This window comes from Micromonospora sp. DT62 (assembly GCF_049847285.1).
Lineage (GTDB): Bacteria > Actinomycetota > Actinomycetes > Mycobacteriales > Micromonosporaceae > Micromonospora > Micromonospora reichwaldensis.
Genome location: NZ_JBNCOB010000011.1, coordinates 67,881 through 86,413, shown reverse-complemented (window position 1 = coordinate 86,413; position 18,533 = coordinate 67,881). Strand labels below are relative to the sequence as shown.

The 18,533-nt window shown below is 74.2% G+C and carries 14 protein-coding genes; 7 read left to right on the top strand and 7 right to left on the bottom strand.

Annotated features, from left to right (window positions below; genetic code table 11):
• Positions 1-21 precede the first annotated feature (21 nt).
• Together ACPXCB_RS17375 and ACPXCB_RS17370 are read left to right on the top strand one after the other, a co-directional pair.
• On the top strand, positions 22-1,584 hold the full coding sequence (locus ACPXCB_RS17375) for an AMP-binding protein (protein ID WP_425876598.1): 1,563 nt from the start codon (positions 22-24) through the stop codon (positions 1,582-1,584).
• A gap of 55 nt (positions 1,585-1,639) precedes the next feature.
• Entirely contained in the window at positions 1,640-3,076 is a 1,437-nt protein-coding gene (locus ACPXCB_RS17370) for an MFS transporter (RefSeq protein ID WP_425876596.1), read from the top strand.
• Positions 3,077-3,244: 168 nt separating this feature from the next.
• Here ACPXCB_RS17370 and purD read toward each other — a convergent pair whose 3' ends face one another.
• From purD to ACPXCB_RS17355, 3 genes are all read right to left on the bottom strand, one after another.
• The gene (purD, locus tag ACPXCB_RS17365; protein ID WP_425876594.1) at positions 3,245-4,492 is read right to left on the bottom strand and encodes a phosphoribosylamine--glycine ligase; all 1,248 of its coding nucleotides are present in this window, start codon (positions 4,490-4,492) and stop codon (positions 3,245-3,247) included.
• 88 nt (positions 4,493-4,580) lie between these two features.
• Positions 4,581-5,204: an endonuclease domain-containing protein gene (locus ACPXCB_RS17360; protein ID WP_425876592.1), complete on the bottom strand. Its 624-nt coding sequence runs from the start codon at positions 5,202-5,204 to the stop codon at positions 4,581-4,583.
• Between the two features lie 506 nt (positions 5,205-5,710).
• Positions 5,711-7,000, bottom strand: a complete 1,290-nt coding sequence (locus tag ACPXCB_RS17355; protein ID WP_327030141.1) for an adenylosuccinate synthase — start codon at positions 6,998-7,000, stop codon at positions 5,711-5,713.
• Between the two features lie 122 nt (positions 7,001-7,122).
• Between ACPXCB_RS17355 and ACPXCB_RS17350 the strand changes: the two genes are divergently transcribed.
• The gene (locus ACPXCB_RS17350; protein ID WP_425876591.1) at positions 7,123-8,178 is read left to right on the top strand and encodes a hypothetical protein; all 1,056 of its coding nucleotides are present in this window, start codon (positions 7,123-7,125) and stop codon (positions 8,176-8,178) included.
• Between the two features lie 1,741 nt (positions 8,179-9,919).
• On the top strand, positions 9,920-11,335 hold the full coding sequence (locus ACPXCB_RS17345) for a MinD/ParA family ATP-binding protein (RefSeq protein ID WP_425876589.1): 1,416 nt from the start codon (positions 9,920-9,922) through the stop codon (positions 11,333-11,335).
• An 85-nt stretch (positions 11,336-11,420) separates the two neighbouring features.
• On the opposite strand, the gene ACPXCB_RS17340 is transcribed toward ACPXCB_RS17345, so the two are convergent.
• Positions 11,421-11,849 carry a DUF3151 domain-containing protein gene (locus ACPXCB_RS17340; RefSeq protein ID WP_132235196.1) on the bottom strand — a complete coding sequence of 143 codons (429 nt, stop codon included), beginning with the start codon at positions 11,847-11,849 and terminating at the stop codon, positions 11,421-11,423.
• Positions 11,850-12,155: 306 nt separating this feature from the next.
• Between ACPXCB_RS17340 and ACPXCB_RS17335 the strand changes: the two genes are divergently transcribed.
• The gene (locus ACPXCB_RS17335; RefSeq protein ID WP_425876587.1) at positions 12,156-13,409 is read left to right on the top strand and encodes an LOG family protein; all 1,254 of its coding nucleotides are present in this window, start codon (positions 12,156-12,158) and stop codon (positions 13,407-13,409) included.
• Between the two features lie 140 nt (positions 13,410-13,549).
• Here ACPXCB_RS17335 and fbaA read toward each other — a convergent pair whose 3' ends face one another.
• Positions 13,550-14,575, bottom strand: coding sequence for a class II fructose-bisphosphate aldolase (gene fbaA, locus ACPXCB_RS17330; protein ID WP_425876585.1), 1,026 nt, complete (start codon positions 14,573-14,575; stop codon positions 13,550-13,552).
• A 405-nt stretch (positions 14,576-14,980) separates the two neighbouring features.
• Here fbaA and ACPXCB_RS17325 point away from each other — a divergent pair, with 405 nt between their 5' ends.
• Positions 14,981-15,193 carry a hypothetical protein gene (locus tag ACPXCB_RS17325; RefSeq protein ID WP_311414846.1) on the top strand — a complete coding sequence of 71 codons (213 nt, stop codon included), beginning with the start codon at positions 14,981-14,983 and terminating at the stop codon, positions 15,191-15,193.
• Between the two features lie 54 nt (positions 15,194-15,247).
• On the opposite strand, the gene ACPXCB_RS17320 is transcribed toward ACPXCB_RS17325, so the two are convergent.
• Both ACPXCB_RS17320 and ACPXCB_RS17315 read right to left on the bottom strand, forming a co-directional pair.
• Positions 15,248-16,309, bottom strand: coding sequence for an LCP family protein (locus tag ACPXCB_RS17320; protein ID WP_425876583.1), 1,062 nt, complete (start codon positions 16,307-16,309; stop codon positions 15,248-15,250).
• A complete protein-coding gene (locus ACPXCB_RS17315) occupies positions 16,306-16,791 on the bottom strand; it encodes a SigE family RNA polymerase sigma factor (RefSeq protein WP_357580383.1) in 486 nt (161 codons plus the stop codon). The genes ACPXCB_RS17320 and ACPXCB_RS17315 overlap by 4 nt, the downstream gene beginning before the upstream one ends.
• 169 nt (positions 16,792-16,960) lie before the next feature.
• Here ACPXCB_RS17315 and ACPXCB_RS17310 point away from each other — a divergent pair, with 169 nt between their 5' ends.
• A complete protein-coding gene (locus ACPXCB_RS17310; RefSeq protein WP_425876581.1) occupies positions 16,961-18,481 on the top strand; it encodes an LPXTG cell wall anchor domain-containing protein in 1,521 nt (506 codons plus the stop codon).
• The last annotated feature ends 52 nt before the right edge of the window (positions 18,482-18,533 follow it).

Sequence of the window (18,533 nt, the reverse complement as noted above, 5' to 3'; positions counted from 1 at the left end):
ACCGCACGAGGAGGCCGCGTCATGGACCTGCCGTTCGTCGTCGCCACCCTGACCCGACGCGGGCTGCTCGCCCCCGGCCGACCGATCCGCGTCGCCTCGCAGCTCCAAGCGCTGCGCAAGTGGGGCTGGAACATCGCCGGCGAGCTGCGCCAGGCCGCCGCCCGCGACCCCGACCGGGCGGCCGTCGTCGACGAGCAGGGCACCGGCCTGACGTACGCCGAACTGCTCGACCGGTCGGAGCGGCTGGCCCGGGGAATGCGGACGGCGCTCGGGGTGCGACCCGGGGACCGCGTCGGCGTGCTCTGCCGCAACCACCACGGCCTGGTCGAGACGATCGTGGCCGCCACCCTGCTCGGCGCGGACGCGGTGCTGGTCAACACCGGGCTCTCCGCCGGGCAGCTCGCCACCGTCGCGCAGGAGCAGCGGCTGCGGGTGCTGGCGCACGACGCCGAGTTCGCCGACCGGGTCGCGAACCTCCCCGCCGAGGTGCAGCGGCTCGACGAGCGCGCCCGGGAGGCGCTCGTCGCCGGCGCGGTCCCCGGCGAGCTGCGTCCCCCCGAGCGCGACGGCCGGATCATCGTGCTCACCTCCGGCACCACCGGCGCCCCCAAGGGCGCCCGGCGCCCCACCCCCAACGGGTTCGGCCCGCTGGTCTCCATCATCGACCGGATCCCGCTGCACACCCGGGACACCGTCATGATCGCCGCGCCGCTCTTCCACACCTGGGGGTACGCGGCCCTCCAGGTCTGCTTCGCCCTGCGGGCCACGGTCGTGCTGCACCGCCGGTTCGACCCGGCCGCCACGCTGGCCGCCCTCGTGGCGCAGCGCTGCGACGCGCTCTTCGCCGTGCCGGTGATGCTGCAACGGCTGCTGGAGGTGCCGCCGCCGGACCCCCGGCCCCCGCTGAAGGTGGTCGCGGTCAGCGGTTCCGCGCTGCCGGGCGGCCTCGCCCTGCGGTTCATGGACGTCCACGGCGACGTGCTGCACAACCTCTACGGCTCCACCGAGGTCTCCTGGGCGTCCATCGCCGGCCCTGCCGACCTGCGCGCGGCTCCGACCACCGCCGGCCGCCCGCCGCACGGCACCCGACTGGAGATCCTCGACGCGGCCGGCGAGCCGGTGCCGACCGGGCAGGTCGGCCGGATCTTCGTCGGCAACGAGATGCTCTTCGAGGGCTACACCTCCGGGGCCGTCCGGGAGCACCGCGACGGCCTGCTCGACACCGGCGACCTGGGGCGGCTCGACGCCGACGGGCTGCTCTTCGTCGACGGCCGGGCCGACGACATGATCGTCTCCGGCGGGGAGAACGTCTTCCCGGCCGAGGTGGAGGACCTGATCGCCCGGCTGCCGCAGGTACGCGAGGCCGCCGTGATCGGCGTACCGGACCAGGAGTACGGCCAGCGCCTCGCCGCGTTCCTCGCCCTGCACCCCGGCGAGACGCTCGACCCGGAGGCGGTCCGCGAATACGTCCGGCACTACCTGGCCCGGTTCTCCGTACCTCGGGACGTGGTCTTCGTGAAGTACCTGCCCCGCAACGCCACGGGCAAGGTGCTGGCCCGCGAACTGCGCCGCTACTACGGCTGACCGTTCCCCGGCCGTTACTGCCCGGATGCCCGGCCGCCCCTAGGCTGACGGCACCATGATCGGCTCCGGACCCCGCCGCCGTGCCCGTCACCGCCACCATCCCCGTCACCGCCAGCCGGCACCACGGAGGGCACCGCTGCTGCTGGTCGAAGCGGCGACCCTGCTCTCCAACACCGGCAACGGCGTGGCGAACGTGGCCCTGCCCTGGCTGGTGCTGGAACGCACCGGCAGCCCCACCGCCGCCGGCGTGGTCGCGGCGGCCACCGCCCTGCCGCTGCTGCTGTCCGGCCTCGTCTCCGGCACCGTCGTGGACCTGCTCGGCCGGCGGCGTACGGCGCTGGTCTCCGACACGCTCTCCGCCGTCTCGGTCGCCGCGATCCCGGTGGTCGACGCGCTGCTCGGGCTGAACCTCGGCTGGATCGTGGCGCTGGCCGTGCTCGGCGCGGTGTTCGACCCGGCCGGCCTGACCGCCCGGGAAACGCTGCTGCCGGCCGCCGCGCAGGCCGCCGGCTGGCGGATCGAACGCGCCAACGGGGTGCACGAGGCGGTCTGGGGGCTCGCCTTCCTGATCGGGCCCGGCGTCGGCGGCATCCTCATCGCCGCGATCGGCCCCGGCCCGACCCTCTGGGTCACCGCCGCCGGGTTCGCGCTGGCCGTCGCGATGATCGCCGCCGTCCGGCTGCCCGGGGCCGGCCGCCCCGAACGTCCCCCCTCCGGGCTGTGGCGTGGCACCGTCGAGGGGCTGCGGTTCGTCTGGCGGGACCGGCTGCTGCGGACCATCGCGCTGCTCACGATGGTGCTGGCCGCGCTCTACCTGCCGGTCGAGGGCGTGCTGCTGCCGGCGTGGTTCGTGGGCCGGGGAGAACCGGCCCGGCTCGGGGCGCTGCTCATGGCGATGAGCGCCGGCGGAGTCGTCGGGGCGCTCGCCTCCGGCATGGCGGGCCGGCTGATCCGGCGCCACACCCTGATGGTGATCTCCCTCGTCGTCATCGGGATGGCCCTCGTGGGGCTGGCCACCCTGCCGCCGTTCCCCGCCATGATCGGCTTCGCCGTCGCGATCGGGCTCGCGTACGGGCCGGTCAACCCGCTGTCCAACTACGCCATGCAGACCCGCACGCCCGAACGGTTGCGCGGGCGCGTGGTCGGGGTGATGACCTCGTTCGCGTACGCCGCCGGCCCGGCGGGCTACCTGCTCGCCGGGCCGCTGGTCGGATGGGTCGGGCTGCGTACCGCCTTCCTGGTGCTGGCCGGGGCGCTGCTGGTGGCGACGCTGGCCGCCGCGCCACTGCCGGCGCTGCGGGCGCTGGACGAGCCGCCCCGCTACCCGCCCGCCCCGCCCGGCGGCCCGGGCGACCGGGCGGAGGAACTCGTGCCGCTCAACGGCCAGTACGCCTCCGCGACGCGCCGGGACACGCCCCGCGTACAGGGGCGCGTCCGGGTCGAGGGACTGTGGACGCCCGCCGCGCACCAGGACGCGCCCGTGCGGGGATGACGGCCCCGGTCAGGGATTACGGCCCCGGTCAGGGATGGAGCGTCAGCCGGGGCACATCGCCAGCCGCGCCCCGACGTACTCGCGGCAGCCCTTCGATGTCGGCAGGCGATACCGCCACCTCCTCGCCTCACCGCTCAAACGGAGGCGAGGCGGGTGGAGGTTACCCGGTCAGCCCGGAATGCTGATCCGGTCCTCGACGGCGGCGGAGGCGATGTCGGTGCGGTGGTGCGCCCCGGCCAGTTCCACGCCGGCGACCAGCGCGTACGCGGCGTCCCGGGCGGCGGGCAGGTCGGCGCCGGTGGCGGTGGCGCAGAGCACCCGGCCGCCCGAGGAGAGCAGCGCCCCGTCGGCGCCCCGTCGGGTGCCGGCGTGGATGATCCCCGGCGACTCGGCCCCGGTGATCACGTCGCCGGTGCGCGGGGCGGCCGGGTAGCCCTCGGCGGCGACCACCACCGTGACGGCGGCGCCGTCGCGCCAGCGCAGCGGCGGGTGTGCGGCCAGCGTGCCGGTCGCGGCGGCGTGCAGCAGCCCGGCCAGCGGCGTCTCCAGCAGCGCCAGCACCACCTGCGTCTCCGGGTCGCCGAAGCGGGCGTTGAACTCGATCACCCGGGGGCCGTCGGCGGTGATCGCCAGCCCGACGTAGAGCAGGCCCGCGAACGGGGTGCCCCGCCGGGCCATCTCCGCCAGGGTCGGGTGCACGACGTCGCGCATGACCTCGTCGACCAGGCCGGACGGCGCCCAGGGCAGCGGCGCGTACGCCCCCATGCCGCCGGTGTTCGGGCCGGTGTCGCCGTCGCCGACCCGCTTGAAGTCCTGCGCCGGCAGCAGCGGCACCGCCGCCTCGCCGTCGGTGACCACGAAGAGGGAGACCTCCGGGCCGGACAGGTATTCCTCGACGACGACCCGGCCGCACTCCTCGGCGTGCCGCAGCGCGGCGGCGCGGTCGTCGGTCACCACGACACCCTTGCCGGCGGCGAGCCCGTCGTTCTTCACCACGTACGGCGCGCCGAACTCGTCCAGCGCCCTGCCGGTGCTCTCCGCGTCCGTGCAGGTGTACGCGCGGGCGGTCGGTACGCCAGCGGCGGTCATCACGTCCTTGGCGAACGTCTTCGAGCCCTCCAGCCGGGCCGCCTCGCCGGACGGCCCGAAGGCGGCGATCCCCTTGGCGCGTACGGCATCGGCGACCCCGGCCACCAGCGGCGCCTCCGGCCCGATCACCACCAGGTCGGCCCCGATCTCCACCGCCAACGCCGCAACGCCCGCCGGATCACACGGATCCACCGCCCGCAGCTCGGCGAGCGAAGCGATGCCAGGGTTGCCCGGCGCCGCAACCAACTGCTCGACGGCCGGATCCGCAGCCAACCCGAGCGCGAGCGCATGCTCCCGCCCCCCACCACCAAGAAGAAGAACCCGCACACCGGCATCCTACTGACCCCACCCCCCACCCCGTTGATCATGAAGTTGTTGTCACGACACGCCGACGCGGACGGCAACAACTTCATGATCAACGGCGCCGGGCAGCGGCGATGGCCTGGCGGACGGTGTGGGGGATGTAGGCGGGGTCCAGGGTGTCGGCCCAGGTGAAGCGGAGCACGGTCCAGCCGGCGTTGACCAGACGGTTCTGCCGGCGGCGGTCGGCGTGGACGGCCTCGGGGGTGCCGTGCGGGCCCCGCCCGTCGGCTTCGGCGATCACCCTCGGGCCCCGCCACCCGAGATCCCCGATCCCGAGCAGGTACCCGTCGTCGTCGCGCACCTCGAGCTGGAGGGCGTCCGGTGGCACCCGGCCGTCGACGCAACGCAACCTCGTCCGGGTCTCCAGCGGGGACTGCGCCCGACCGTCCGCCTCCGCCAGGTGGGAGCGCGCCGCCACCGCGCCGCGCCGGCGTCTGATCAGACGCGGTACGGCAAGCAGATCATCGTCGGTGACGAGCCCACGGTTCAGCGCGGAGTCCAGCACGCCGACCGCGGCGTAGCGGTCTTCCCGGAGGACCAGGTCGGCGACGGTCCGCAACGGTGAGGTGGCGGCGATGCCGTCGACCCGGACCAGTTGCCCCGGCGCGACCGTCAACTGGTGCACCACCACGTCGGGATTGGCCAGCCGGGCGGGCTTCGCGACCGGACCAGGCATCGACAGGTGGATCACCTCAGTCGCCCGGGGGCCCGCGATGCCGTGCAGTTCGGCGGCCGTTGTCAGGACCGCGGCGGCACGCGTACCGAAGGATGCGACAGCCGCCCTGATCCGCGCCCGTCGCGGGATGCCGTCATAGCGGTCGGCATCGACGAGGTAGCCACCCCGGATCACCGCACGCCAGCGACCGGATCGACAGAGTCGGTGTACGTCGTGCACCGTAAGCCCAGCCGCACGTGCCTGCGCCAACGTCACGATGCCGTCGCGCGCACCAGCCATCAACCGTACGACCGCCAGCGGACTCGTCTCCACACCGAACGACTGTCCCGCCCGCCGAAGACCGACGAAACCCCCTGTGGATAACCCACCCCCTCCCTGTGGACAACCCCCCGCCTACAGCCCCGTTGATCATGAAGTTATTGGTGCGACACGCCGGTGCCGAAGACAACAACTTCATGATCAACGGGGTGGGGGCGAGGTGGGGGGCCCGGGTGGGGTGGGGTGGGTTAGGGGAGGAGGGGGTGGCGGAGGACGTTTTCTTCTCGGCCCGGGCCCACGCCCACGACGCTCACCCTGGTGCCGCAGAGTTCCTCGATGCGGGCGACGTAGCGGCGGGCGTTCTCCGGGAGCTCGTCCTCGGTCCTCGCCTTGGTGATGTCCTCCCACCAGCCGTCGAGCTCCTCGTAGATCGGAGTCGCGTGGTGGAAGTCGGTCTGGGTCATCGGCATGTCGTCGAAGCGCTCGCCGTTGATCTCGTACCCGACGCAGATCGGCACCTTCGGCAGGCCGGTGAGCACGTCCAGCTTGGTGACCACCAGGTCGGTGACGCCGTTGAGGCGGCAGGCGTACCGGGCGACGACGGCGTCGAACCAGCCGCAGCGGCGCTCCCGGCCGGTGGTGGTGCCGTACTCGTGGCCGATCTTGCGCAGGTGCTGCCCGTTGTCGTCGAACAGCTCCGTCGGGAACGGCCCGGAGCCGACGCGCGTCGTGTACGCCTTGCTGACCGCGATCACCTTGCTGATCGCGGTCGGCGGGATGCCGGCGCCCACGCAGGCCCCGCCGGCCGTCGGGTTCGACGAGGTCACGAAGGGGTACGTGCCGTGGTCCATGTCGAGCATGGTGGCCTGGGCGCCCTCCAGCAGGACCGTCTCGCCGCGGTCCAGCGCGTCCCAGAGCATGACCCGGGTCTCGGCGATGTACGGCTTGAGCCGCTCCGCGTACCGCAGGTATTCCTCGACGGTCTCCTCGACGTCGATCGCCTTGCGGTTGTAGATCTTGAACAGGAGCTGGTTCTTCTCGCGCAGCGCCAGTTCCAGCTTCTTGCGCAGGATGCCCGGGTCGAGCAGGTCCTGCAGCCGGATGCCCATCCGGGCGACCTTGTCCCCGTACGCGGGGCCGATGCCCCGGCCGGTGGTGCCGATGCGGGAGCTGCCGAGGTAGCGCTCGACGACCCGGTCGAGGGCCCGGTGGTGCGGCATGATCAGGTGCGCGTCGCCGGAGATCCGCAGGCGGCTGACGTCGACACCGCGCTCGGCGAGCCCGTCGATCTCGGCCAGCAGCACCTTCGGGTCGACCACGACGCCGTTGCCGATGACGATCATCGCGCTCGGGGAGAGCGCGCCCGACGGCATCAGGTGCAGCGCGTACTTCTGGCCGTCCGGCGTGATCACCGTGTGACCGGCGTTGTTGCCGCCGGAGTAGCGCACGACGTAGTCGACCCGCCCACCCAGCAGGTCGGTAACCTTGCCCTTGCCCTCGTCGCCCCACTGGGCACCGAGGAGCACGATCGCTGGCATCTCTTCGCCTCCAGAAGGCTCGGGTGCCAGGTGGCGACCGGTCAGCGAGCCCGGGGTGTCAGGCTAACAAGTAGTGGCGGCGCGGCCGGCAGGGGTCGCGTCGGGAGGCAGGAGGCCTTTCCGTGTACGACGTGGTGCTGCTCACCCTCGGCTCGGACCGCGACGCGTCCGGCGGGGCCTGCGGCAGCGGCGGACGCTGCGGCGCGGCGCCTCAGGAGGGGGCCGGCCCGGCCGCCGCCGGCGCGTCCGGCGGCATGACGGCCGACGCCTGCGCGGCCGGTGGCGCTACGGCCGACGGGCGCTGCGACACCCCGCGGGTGCCGGTGCTGGCCTGCGCGGAAGCGCTCACCGCCCGGGGCGCCCGGGTCGAGACGGTCACCGCCCGCTCCGACGCCGAGATCGACGAGGTGCTGGCCCGGTTCGACGGCCCGCCCCGCCCGGACGGCCTCACCTGGCCCGACCCGGACTCCAAGGCCCGGCTCGTGGTCGCCTCGGCCAGCGACGCCCAGTTGCGCGCCGTCGTGCGTCGGCTCGTCCGGCGGTACGCCCCACCGCCCAGCCGCCGCCCCGACGACCTGCCCGGCAACCGGACGGTGCCGGACCTGCCGCCGATCGGCGTACTCCCGCTCGATCCGGCACGGAGCACGACGCACCGTGACCTGGCGGCGCAGCTCGGGCTGCCCCGCGACCCGGCGGCGGTGGCCGCTGCGGTGCTGGACGGCACGCCCCGCCGGCTCGACCTGCTGCGCAACGACGGCGGCTCGGTGACCCTGGACGGCGCGCTCCTCGGTGCCGCCGACGACAGCGGCCGGCCGCTGCACTGGCGCGGGCGGGTGGAGGTGGACGACGCCGTGCTCTCGAACGGCGACGATCCGCTGCTGGCCTGCGCGATCGGCAACGCGGGCGGGTACGCCCGGCTCGACGACGTGGCCCTGCTCGGCGACCCGGACCCGACGGACGGGCTGGTCGAGGTGGCGGTCGCCGTTCCCGTGGTGACCCGCTCGGCGCTGGGCAGGAAGCGGGTCCGGCTGGAGGTACGACGCGCCCGGGGGCGGGCCGTGGCCGTGCTGCCCCGCGAGGGGAAGATCCCGTTCCTCGACGACGGTGCCGAGGGCGAGCTGAGCCGGAAGCGGTCCTGGTGGACCGAGCCGGGTGCCTGGGCGGTCTGGGCGGGCTGACCTCGGCGTCCCCGACGCGACGGACGCGGCCGGCCCACGACGGCCGACCCGGCGCGGTCACTGGGCCTATCCTCGGCAGGAGGAATGGGGAGGAACCGTGGTGGACGAGAACGTCGACCGGGTCCACGGGCCCGGCCAGCAGCCGATGCCGGAGCGGGACATCGAACCACTCTGGCCGCCGGAGCAGATCGATGGCACCGACACGCCGCCCTGGGCGTCGACCGCCGCGCCCCCGTCCTCCGTCCCGCCCCAGGGCCGGCCGGGTCACCCGCCCTCGCCGGCCGACTACCCGTCCCTGCACGGCGGGGTGCCGCTCCCCGGCGCGGGGGCGACCGCCCCGCAGGGCGCGAACACCGGCTGGGCGTCGCCACCACCCGCACTCCCGGGCCACCCCCCGGCCGCAGTCCCGGGACCCTCACCCGCTGCGGTCCCGGGACCTCCACCGGCCGCGGTCCCAGGGCCTCCGCCGGCTGCGGTCCTTGAACCTCCACCGGCCGCGATCCCGGAGCGTCCGTCCGCCGCCGCCTCGGGCCACCCAGCGACCGGGGCCCCGGCCCGTCCACCGGTAGAGGCCTCTGGTCCCCCACCGGCCACGGCGCCGGGATGGGGGGCTGACGCCTCGGCCTGGGCACCGCCGACGCCCACCGCGCAGGCCACACCGGCCATCCCGAACGCCCCCACGGGCCCGACGGTCCCGCCGGGCTCGACCCCGACCTCAGGCCCGACCCCGAGCCCGAGCCCGACCTCAGGCCCGAGCCCGAGCCCAGGCCCGAGCCTCGGCGCGGTCGGCCCGCATGTCCCCGGCCCTGCCGGCGACCGCACGGCGGTCGGGGTGGGCAGAGGTCCTTCGGTGGCCGCCGGAGGCGGCGTACCGGCTCCTCGGGCTCCGCAGACCGGGCCCGCCCCGGTCGACCTCGACATGCCATTCAGCCTCGACCAGCCGGCCGTACCCGTTCCGGTGGCGTCCCCGCAGCCCGTGGGCACCGCCCGGACCGACACGGGTCCGGGCGAGCCGGCCCACGGGTTCGCCAAGCGGCCGGACGGTGCCTCGCCGGCCGCCACGGCCGACGCCTTCCCGGGTGGTCGGCCGTCGCCCCACGACACGGCGCCCGTCCACGGCGGATCCGCCGGGGCTGACGGCCTCCGCCGGACCGGCGACGCCCCGACGGCCGGCACGCCGACGGGCGGGAACGGGACCGGCGGCCCGGCCAACGGCCGCCCGGCGAACGGGACTACCAGCGTCCCGACGGATGACGGTGTCGGCGGCCCGGCGAAGGGCCGTGCCGGCGGCCCGGCGGATGACGGTTCCGGCGGCCCGACGAACGGCAGTGCCGACGGCCCGACGAACGGGGGTGCCGACGGCCCGATGCACGGAGGTGCCGACGGTCCGACGAACGGGGGTGCCGGCAGCGTCGGGAATGACGGTGCCGGCAGTCCCGCGAACGGGGGTGCCGGCGGCTCGGCGACGGGCGGCGGACAGGCCAACGGCGGCGGGGTGCGGATGCCGGCCGAGTCGCCGTGGGCGCAGCCGCCGCAGCGGCCGGCCACGGCGGCCGTCGAGCCCGGACCGGGACCCGGCGCGACCGATCCCGCGCCCACGCACCAGGGCGCCGCGCTCCGACCGACCCTTCACCATCAGCAACCGGCCCAGCCACGCCCGGCCGACCAGGCCCTCCCCCCGCCGGGTCCGGCCGATCAGGGCCCACTCCGGCAGGCCCCGCCCCAGGCGGGTGCGCCCCAGGTGCCGTTCCCGCGCGATTCGGCGGGGCAGGGCGTGCCGGTCGGCCCCACGCCGAGCCCTGCGCCGAACCCTGGACGCGACCTGGCGACGCCACAGCAGAGCTTCGGAGCCGACGCGGCAGCGACACAGCAGAACTTCGAAGCCGACCCGACGGCAGCACAGCAGGGCCTCGGACCGGACCACGCGGCGGCGCAGCAGAACTTCGGGGCCGACTCGACGCCACAGCAGAACTTCGGGGACGACCCGGCGGCGGCACAGCCGCCCGGGCCCTACCCGCCGCAGCAGGGCGGCCCCTACCCGGCGCAACAGGGCGGGACCCCGCCCGGGCCGTACCCGCCCGGCTGGTACCCGTCCGGCTGGTACCCGCCGCCCTGGCAGCAGGCTGCCCCGGTGGGCCACGCCCCGGCTCCGAAGCAGGCGTACCAGCCGGCGGAGGGGGTCGTCGCGGTGCCGCCGGCACAGCCCGACCCGAACTGGCGCCCGGCGATCACCGACCCGCCGACCGCCGAGGACTTCGCGCGCCGCCGGCAGGTCCGGCCCGCCGACCCGGTGGCCACGATGGGCGTACGGGCGGTGGCCAACCGGATGGGGCTGCGACTGCCGCCCGGGCGGCACGAGCAGGAGATGCGGCGGGACATCGAGACGGTACGCCGCAACTTCGGCGGGCTGCGCCAGGTGACCGTGGTGAACCCGAAGGGCGGAGCCGGCAAGACGGTGGCCATCCTGCTGCTGGCGATGACGTTCGGCCAGAAGCGCGGCGGCTACGTGCTGGCCTGGGACAACAACGAGACCCAGGGCACCCTCGGAATGCGCGCCCAGCAGGACTTCCACTCCCGTACGGTGCGGGACATGCTGCGGGACCTGGGCCAGTTCCAGGGCGCGCACGGGCGGGTGGGCGACCTGTCGCAGTACGTCCGCTCGCAGGGCGAGGGGATGTTCGACGTCCTCGCCTCGGACGAGTCGGCCACGGGTGGCGAGATGCTCACCGCCGCCGCCTTCGCCGAGATCCGCGAGGTGGTCAGCCGGTTCTACAAGTTGATCTTCGTGGACACGGGCAACAACGTCCGGGCCCAGAACTGGCAGGCCGCCATGGACGCCACCGACCAGTTGGTGGTCACCATGTCGGCCCGCAACGACTCGGCGGAGACGGCCGCCCGGATGCTGGACCACCTGGAGCAGAGCGGCCGGCAGCGGCTGGTACGGCAGGCGGTCACCGTGGTCTCCATGCCGCCGTCGCGCAAGGAGATCGACCTGCCGGCGATCCAGGAGCACTTCGCGGCGCGCACCCGGGCGGTGCTGCTCGCGCCGTACGAGCGGCTCATCGACACCGGCGAGCCGATCCGGTACGGGGGACTCTCCGCGGCCGCCCGGGACGCCTGGCTGAAGATCGCCGCCGCCGTCGCGGAAGGGCTGTAGGCCCTCGCCGGGTGCGGCGGGATGGTGGGTTCGGACGAGCCGACGGCCGGCGGGACTGACGCCGCGCCGGCCGTCGGCTCGGGCGTCAGTTGCTCGCGAGCGCGTCCGCGGCGGCCGGGTCGCAGTCGCGGAGGAACTGGGCGCAGCGGGCCGCCTCGTCCGCCTCGCCGATCTCGTCGGCGGCCCGGGACAGCACGTAGAGGCAGCGCAGGAAGCCCTGGTTCGGCTCGTGCGACCACGGCACCGGACCGAATCCCTTCCAGCCGCTGCGGCGCAGCTGGTCCAGGCCCCGGTGGTAGCCGGTGCGCGCGTAGGCGTACGCCGGGATGACCTGGCCGGCGGCGAAAGCCCGCGCGGCCAGCGCACCCCAGCCGGCGCTGTAGGTCGGGAAGCGCGCCGCCACTTGGGCGTACGCCTCGTCGCTGCCGGCCTGCTCGGCGGCGGCCAGGGCGGCGTCGGCCTCGTCGTGCGCGGGGAGGAGAGTGGCCGGTGGTTCCGGCAACAGGTTCTGCATCGCCCCATTCAACCCGCTTCGCCCCGGGGCGCGCGAGGGGGTTGGGCGAGCCGACTGGCTGAACGGCTGAGGAGTTGGTCACGCCTGCGGCCCATGCCCCGGGCAGATGCTTTCGACTACAACTATTGGTCGGGAGCCTCCCCAGGACCCGGTACCGCGGAAGCCCGGTGGTCACGGCCGCCGGGCTCCCGTCGGTCCAGCGCGGGTGCGGTGCCGCGCTGGTCGGGCGACCTCCGGCGGCAGGTCGCCGGAGCGCGGAGGGCTCCCAGGTTTGGCCGGTTGACCCGGCGGGGCAGGATGGCCAGGGTGCCGACCCCACCTCCCGCGGACGTCATCGAGCCGCACACCTGCACCGACGAGATCGAGACCCGCGCCGAGTTCGACCGGCGGCTGACCACCGGCAGCCTCGTCGGGCTGACCGTGCAGGGGCTACGGCTCGACCTCGATCCCGTCCCCGACCTCACCGCCGTCGAGGTGACCGGCGCCCTCTTCGTGGGGTGCCGCTTCGCCTCCCGGGAGGTCGGCGCCGACCTGGTCCGGCGCGGCGCGAACGTGGTGCCGCCGTTCTCCGGGCTGCCCTACCCGACCCAGCCGTCCCACCTCTACACCCCGGAGGAGCTGGCCGCCGGGTTCGCCGAGGGCGGGTTCGCCGGGATGTACGACACCCGCGTCTACGAGCACTTCCGGGCGCACGGCGGGGCGCTGCCGGACGTCCGGGAGGCGCTCGGTCAGCGGCTGCACGACCACGGCGTGGACAACGCGCTGGCCGACGCCACCCGCGCCTGGCTGGCCACCCACGGGCCGCAGTCGGTGGTCGGCATCATGGGCGGGCACGCGGTGGCGCGTGGCAGCGCGCCGTACCGGATGGCGGCGGTGCTGGGCTGGGAGCTGGCGCGGGCCGACCGGCTGGTGGTGACCGGCGGCGGCCCCGGGGTGATGGAGGCCGCCAACCTCGGCGCCCACCTCGCGCTGCGGCCGGTCGAGGACCTGGACGCCGCGATCGACCTGCTGGCCGGGGCGCCGGACTTCACCGACCACGACCGCTACACGGCGGCGGCGCTGCTGGTCCGGGAGCGCTACGGCCAGCCGGTGGTGCCGCCCCGGCCCCGGGACGCCGACTCCGGCAGCGTGTCCCGCGCCGACTCGGCAGCGCTGGCCGCCGGCGACGTGGACTGGGCCCGCGCGGGCGGGCTGGCCATCCCCACCTGGCTGTACGGGCACGAGCCGGCGAACCTGTTCGCCGGCCGGATCGCCAAGTACTTCTCCAACGCCATCCGCGAGGACACCATCCTGCGGCTGGCCCGGGGCGGGATCGTCTTCGCCCCCGGCCGGGCGGGCACGGTGCAGGAGGTGTTCCAGGCCGCCACGAAGACCTACTACGGCACCGACGGGGCCAGCGGCGCGTACGTCTTCCTGGACCGTGCGTACTGGACGGACGAGCTTCCGGTGGAGTCGCTGCTGCGGCCGCTGCTGGGCGCCTCGCCGTTCGGCGACCTGTCGTCCTCCGTGCACCTCACCGACGACGTCCACGAGGCGGTCCGGGTGCTCACCGCCGGTTGAGAGAGAGGCACCTTCCTGTCGCATTCCGATGTGCAAGGTGCCCCTCCCAACGACAACGACGGCCGGCCCCCGGGTGGGGAGCCGGCCGTCGGCGGTACGCGTCAGCGCGTCACTGTGCTGCGTGGAGGCCGCTCAGCGCGTCACTTGGCCAGCGTGGTGCCGGTCGAGCGCAGGTGCTCGCAGGCCTCCGCCACGCGGGCGGCCATGCCGGCCTCGGCGGCCTTGCCCCAGACGCGGGGGTCGTACTGCTTCTTGTTGCCGACCTCGCCGTCCACCTTGAGCACGCCGTCGTAGTTGCGGAGCATGTGGTCCGCGACGGGCCGGGTGAAGGTGTACTGGGTGTCGGTGTCGATGTTCATCTTCACCACGCCGTAGTCCAGCGCCTCGCGGATCTCCGACAGCAGCGAGCCGGAGCCGCCGTGGAAGACCAGGCTGAGCGGCTTCTCCTTGCCGTACTTGGCGCCGACCGCCTCCTGGATCTGGTTGAGGATCTCGGGGCGGAGCTTGACGTTGCCCGGCTTGTAGACGCCGTGCACGTTGCCGAAGGTCAGCGCCGCCATGTAGCGGCCCTTCTCGCCCAGGCCGAGCGCCTCGACCATGGCCAGGCCGTCCTCGACGGTGGTGTAGAGCTTGTCGTTGATGGCGTTCTCGACGCCGTCCTCCTCGCCGCCGACCACGCCGACCTCGATCTCGAGGACGATCTTGGCCTCGGCGGCCCGGTCGAGCAGCTCGGCGGCGATCTGCAGGTTCTCCGCCACGGGCACGGCCGAGCCGTCCCACATGTGCGACTGGAACAGCGGCTCCTGGCCGGCGGCCACCCGCTCCTTGGAGATCGCCATGAGGGGCCGGACGAACTTGTCCAGCTTCTCCTGCGGGCAGTGGTCGGTGTGCAGGGCGATGTTGACCGGGTACTTCTTGGCCACCTCGTGCGCGTACGCGGCGAACGCCACCGCGCCGGTGACCATGTCCTTGACGGAGGGGCCGGAGAGGTATTCCGCGCCACCGGTCGAGACCTGGATGATGCCGTCGCTCTCCGCGTCGGCGAAGCCCTTGAGCGCCGCGTTGAGGGTCTGCGAGGACGTCACGTTGATTGCGGGGTACGCGTACCGGCCGGCCTTGGCGCGGTCCAGCATCTCCGCGTAGGTCTCGGGGGAAGCGATGGGCATGTCGAACGCTCCTTACTTACCGCTGTCGGCCGTCACCGGCCGCTGTTGTTCCTGGGTGCGCCGGACCGCGCTGTCCACCGTCGGCAGTATCCCGTAGAAGACCGGTGCCGGCACAACCGACCCGGTACGCGCCCGGTCCCTGGCCACCGCCCCACCGCCCCTCCCACCTGTCGGGCACGGAAGACGCCGATCAGCCAGCTCGCCACGGCCAGCACGACGGCACCCCGGGACGCGGCCGCGCGACGGCGGTGGTCGCCGACCGGATCAGGAAGCCCACCGTCCCATCCTGGCACCGGGGGCGGCGGCCGGTGGGTCGATTCGGTCGACTCGGCTTCCGAGCGGCGGGCGGACGCAACCCGTACGGTGTGTGGGGAACTGTCCGCTGAGATCCCGGGAGGGACTGATATGGGTCAGCCCGAAGAGGACTTCGCACCCAGCGACCACCTCAGCCCCGAGGAACGCGACATGGAGGCGGAGCCGGCCGACGCGATCGAGCAGGCCGCCGCGATCGACCCCGGCGACGCCGACACCGAGCCGCACCGTGGCCTGGAGGTCGACGACTGGGACGCGATGGAGCAGGCGCGGGTGGTCGCCGCCGACGAGGACGACTACCGCTGAGCCGTACGCGGGCCGGACGCCGCCGGACGACCCCGGTGGCGTCCGGCCCGCGCGTCAGCGGGTGCGGTTGACCCGTTCCGGATGCCGCGCCGCCCACTGCGCCAGCCGGTCCTCGCGCAGCGCCGCGAGGAACTCCGGGGCTTCCTCCGGGTCCGGTGACAGCCGCCAGCCGAGGCTGTCCGGCGGCCCGACCGGGAGACTGAGCCCGACCGGGTCGACGGACCTCAGATCCGGAAGCACCCTCAGCAGGTCCACGAGAGGCGTGCCGTCGCCGCCCGCCACCAGGTCCGCGCCGACGATGTCGACCAGCGCGAGGAGCCTGACGGGGTTGGTCAGCACCTCCTGTTCACCGGCCCGGCGGATCAGCCCGGCGGCGAAGAGCTGCGCGTGCCGGTCCCGGTCGAGCCCGCCCTCGGGCAGTCCCCGCCGCTGCCGCAACAGGTCGACCGAGGCGGCGCCGTCGAGCCGTTGGCAGCCGGTCGGGAAGACCCGCTCCGTGTGGACGGAGCGCACCTCACGCGGCAGGCAGACCTCCACCCCGCGGACCTCGTCGGTGAGCCGGCGCAACACCGGGTAGGTGAGCACCGCGCCGGCGTCGACGCGTACGCCGGTCAGGTCGGCGACCACCCGGCGGGTCAGCTCGTAGCCGCGCCCCAGGTCGGGCCGGGGCTCGCCGGCGCCGTACAGGAAGGCGGCGTTGAGCTTGTCGGTCCCGTGGCCGGGAATCGGCACCGCCAGGTCACGGGGCAGCGAGACGAGGTACGGCCGGCTGCGGTCCGCCGGAATGTGCACCAGCAGTACGGAGTCCGCCAGCCGGAAGGGCCGCTCCGGCGCACCGTCCACGCCGAGCAGCAGGATGTTCAACGCGCCCGTCGGTGCCGACCCGGCAGGCTCGGCGAGCAGGGTGGCGTCGTCGGCGACCCGGTCGGGCGTGAACTGCGGTATCCCGATCCCCAGCACGCCGAGCAGGGCCAACGCGACACCGCCGGCCTGGAGCCGCAGCCGGCGACGGCGACGGGCAGCCGCGAGCCGGTCGATGGCGGACCGCAGCGGGCCGGCGGGCGGCGTCAGGGTCTCGTGCCGGGCGAAGGCGGCACGCAGGTCGTCCTCGATCACGATCGGGCCTCCACGTATTCGGCGCGCAGCGTGGCCAGGGCGCGGGAGATGGACGAGCGGACGGTCCCGACGGCGCAGCCGAGGATGTCGGCGATCTCCGCGTCGGGCAGGTCCTCGTAGTAGCGCAGCACCAGCGTGGCCCGCTGCCGGCGCGGCAACCGGGACAGCCAGGACCAGATCTGGTCCCGCTCCACGGCGTGCTGGGCGTGGTCGGCCGGCGCCGGCACCGCGTCGTCGGGCTCGGCGCGCAGCAGCACCCGGCGCATCCAGGAGCCCCGCCGCCAGTCGACGTACTGGTTGGTCAGCATCCGGCGGACGTAACGCTCGGGCGAGTCGGCACGGGCCACCCGGCGCCAGTTGAGCTGGACCCGGACCATGGTGTCCTGCACCAGGTCCTGCGCCTGGTGCGGGTCGCCGGTCAGCATGACCGCGTACCGCAGCAGCGCGGCCAGCCGTGAGTCGGCGAACTCCTCGTACGTCACTGCACCTCCCGGGCTCCTGCTCCTGATGACGGATGCGGGCGGCCGGAACGTTGCGGCGCAGCCGTTCTGGTCGATGTTCGGCCGTTGCCGGCGAGGCGGGCAGCGACGACGCTCAGGGATTCCTAGGATTTACTGACCGCTCCGGGCATCGCACGGGAGGAACCCCCACATGCTCAAGCACTCCACCCGGCGGTGGCTGGCCGGGCTGGGCGTCGCAGGCGCGCTGGTCGCAGCCTCCGCCATTCCCGCCTCCGCCGCTCCGACCGGGAGCCTCGAGCTCAATGCCAACGACGTGATCGTCGCCCCCGGCGGCGCGACGAAGTGGGTGACCCTCTCCGCCCTCGGCATCGAGTGGTCCGACGACATCGTCGTGAAGGTGGACCGGAGCGAGGTCGCCGGGTTCGCCGACGTGCGGAGCACCGCTCCCGCCGGCGTCTGCACCGAGGCCGGCGTGATCCTGACGTGCAGGGTCCCCGACCTCGGCGATGGTGACCCGCCCGTGCAGATCGAGCTGTCGGTGCGGGCGAAGGACGGCGCCAGGCCGGACCAGGAGGGCGAGCTGGCGTTCACCGTCACCGCGCCCGGTTCCGGTTCCGGCAGTTTCCGCTCGACCGTCGCCGTCGGTGAGGGTGTGGATCTCGCCGCCGCCTATTCGTTGAAGCTGACCGGCACCCCGGGCGGCACGCTCAAGGCCCCGCTCACCCTGGAGAACCGGGGCGAGACGGCCGCCCGCGGTGCGGTGCTGTTCGTCTCCGCCAGCTACGGGCTCCGCCCCTCGCAGCGATACGAGAACTGCCGGTACGCCAGCGGCGCGTTCAAGGACTACGCATTCGTCTGCACGTTCGACACCGTCATCGAGTCGCACGGGGCCGCCGCGCTCGACTCCAGCTTCGGCTTCACCGTGCCGGCCGACAGTTGGGCTCCCACCGCCTACTCCGGCTCCGCGTTCTGGTTCACCCCTGCGGACTGGGAGGAGTACAAGGCCCAGACGAACGTGGATGACGATCTCGGGCCGGGGGGCACCGACGGCAGGCTCGAACTGCGGCCCGTCACCACGCGTCGTTCGGCGCAGACCGATGTCGACCCGTACGACAACCAGACGTGGATCGAGCTCCAGGTGACCGGCGACCAGCGGGCCGACGTGGCGGCGCTCGGGGCGAAGGTGGACGCCCGGGTGGGCAGGACCGTCCCGGTGACCGTCGGTTACGTCAACCACGGCCCGGCGGCGGTCGGCATCGGAAGCCGCCCGGGCGTCGAGGTCTCGACCACCGTCACGCTGCCGAAGGGTGTCACCGCCGTACGCGCCCCGAAGACCTGCGTCAGCAACGCGAGCGGCGAGGGTGAGCCGGGCGAGCCGGGAGCCTCGGCATATCGATGCTCCCTCATCGGCCGGGTCGGCAAGGGCGAGAAGGTGGAGTTCGCCTTCACGCTGCGCATCGACAAGGCCGGCAGCCACACCGGTGAGGTGCGGCTGCGCACGGGCGACGAGAACCCGACCAACGACACCGCCAGGATCCTGGTGAACGCGACCGGCGGCCAGGGCGGCGGGAACGACGACGGTGACGGCGGCACCCTGCCGATCACCGGCGGGTCCACCGGCCTGATCGCCGGCGTCGGCGGGCTGCTGCTGGTCGCGGGCGTGGGTGGCTACGTGCTGACCAGGCGCCGCAGGACCCGTTTCGTCGCCTGATCGACCCGGATCGCGGGAAAACGGGACGACGCAAGATCGAAGACACTGGGAC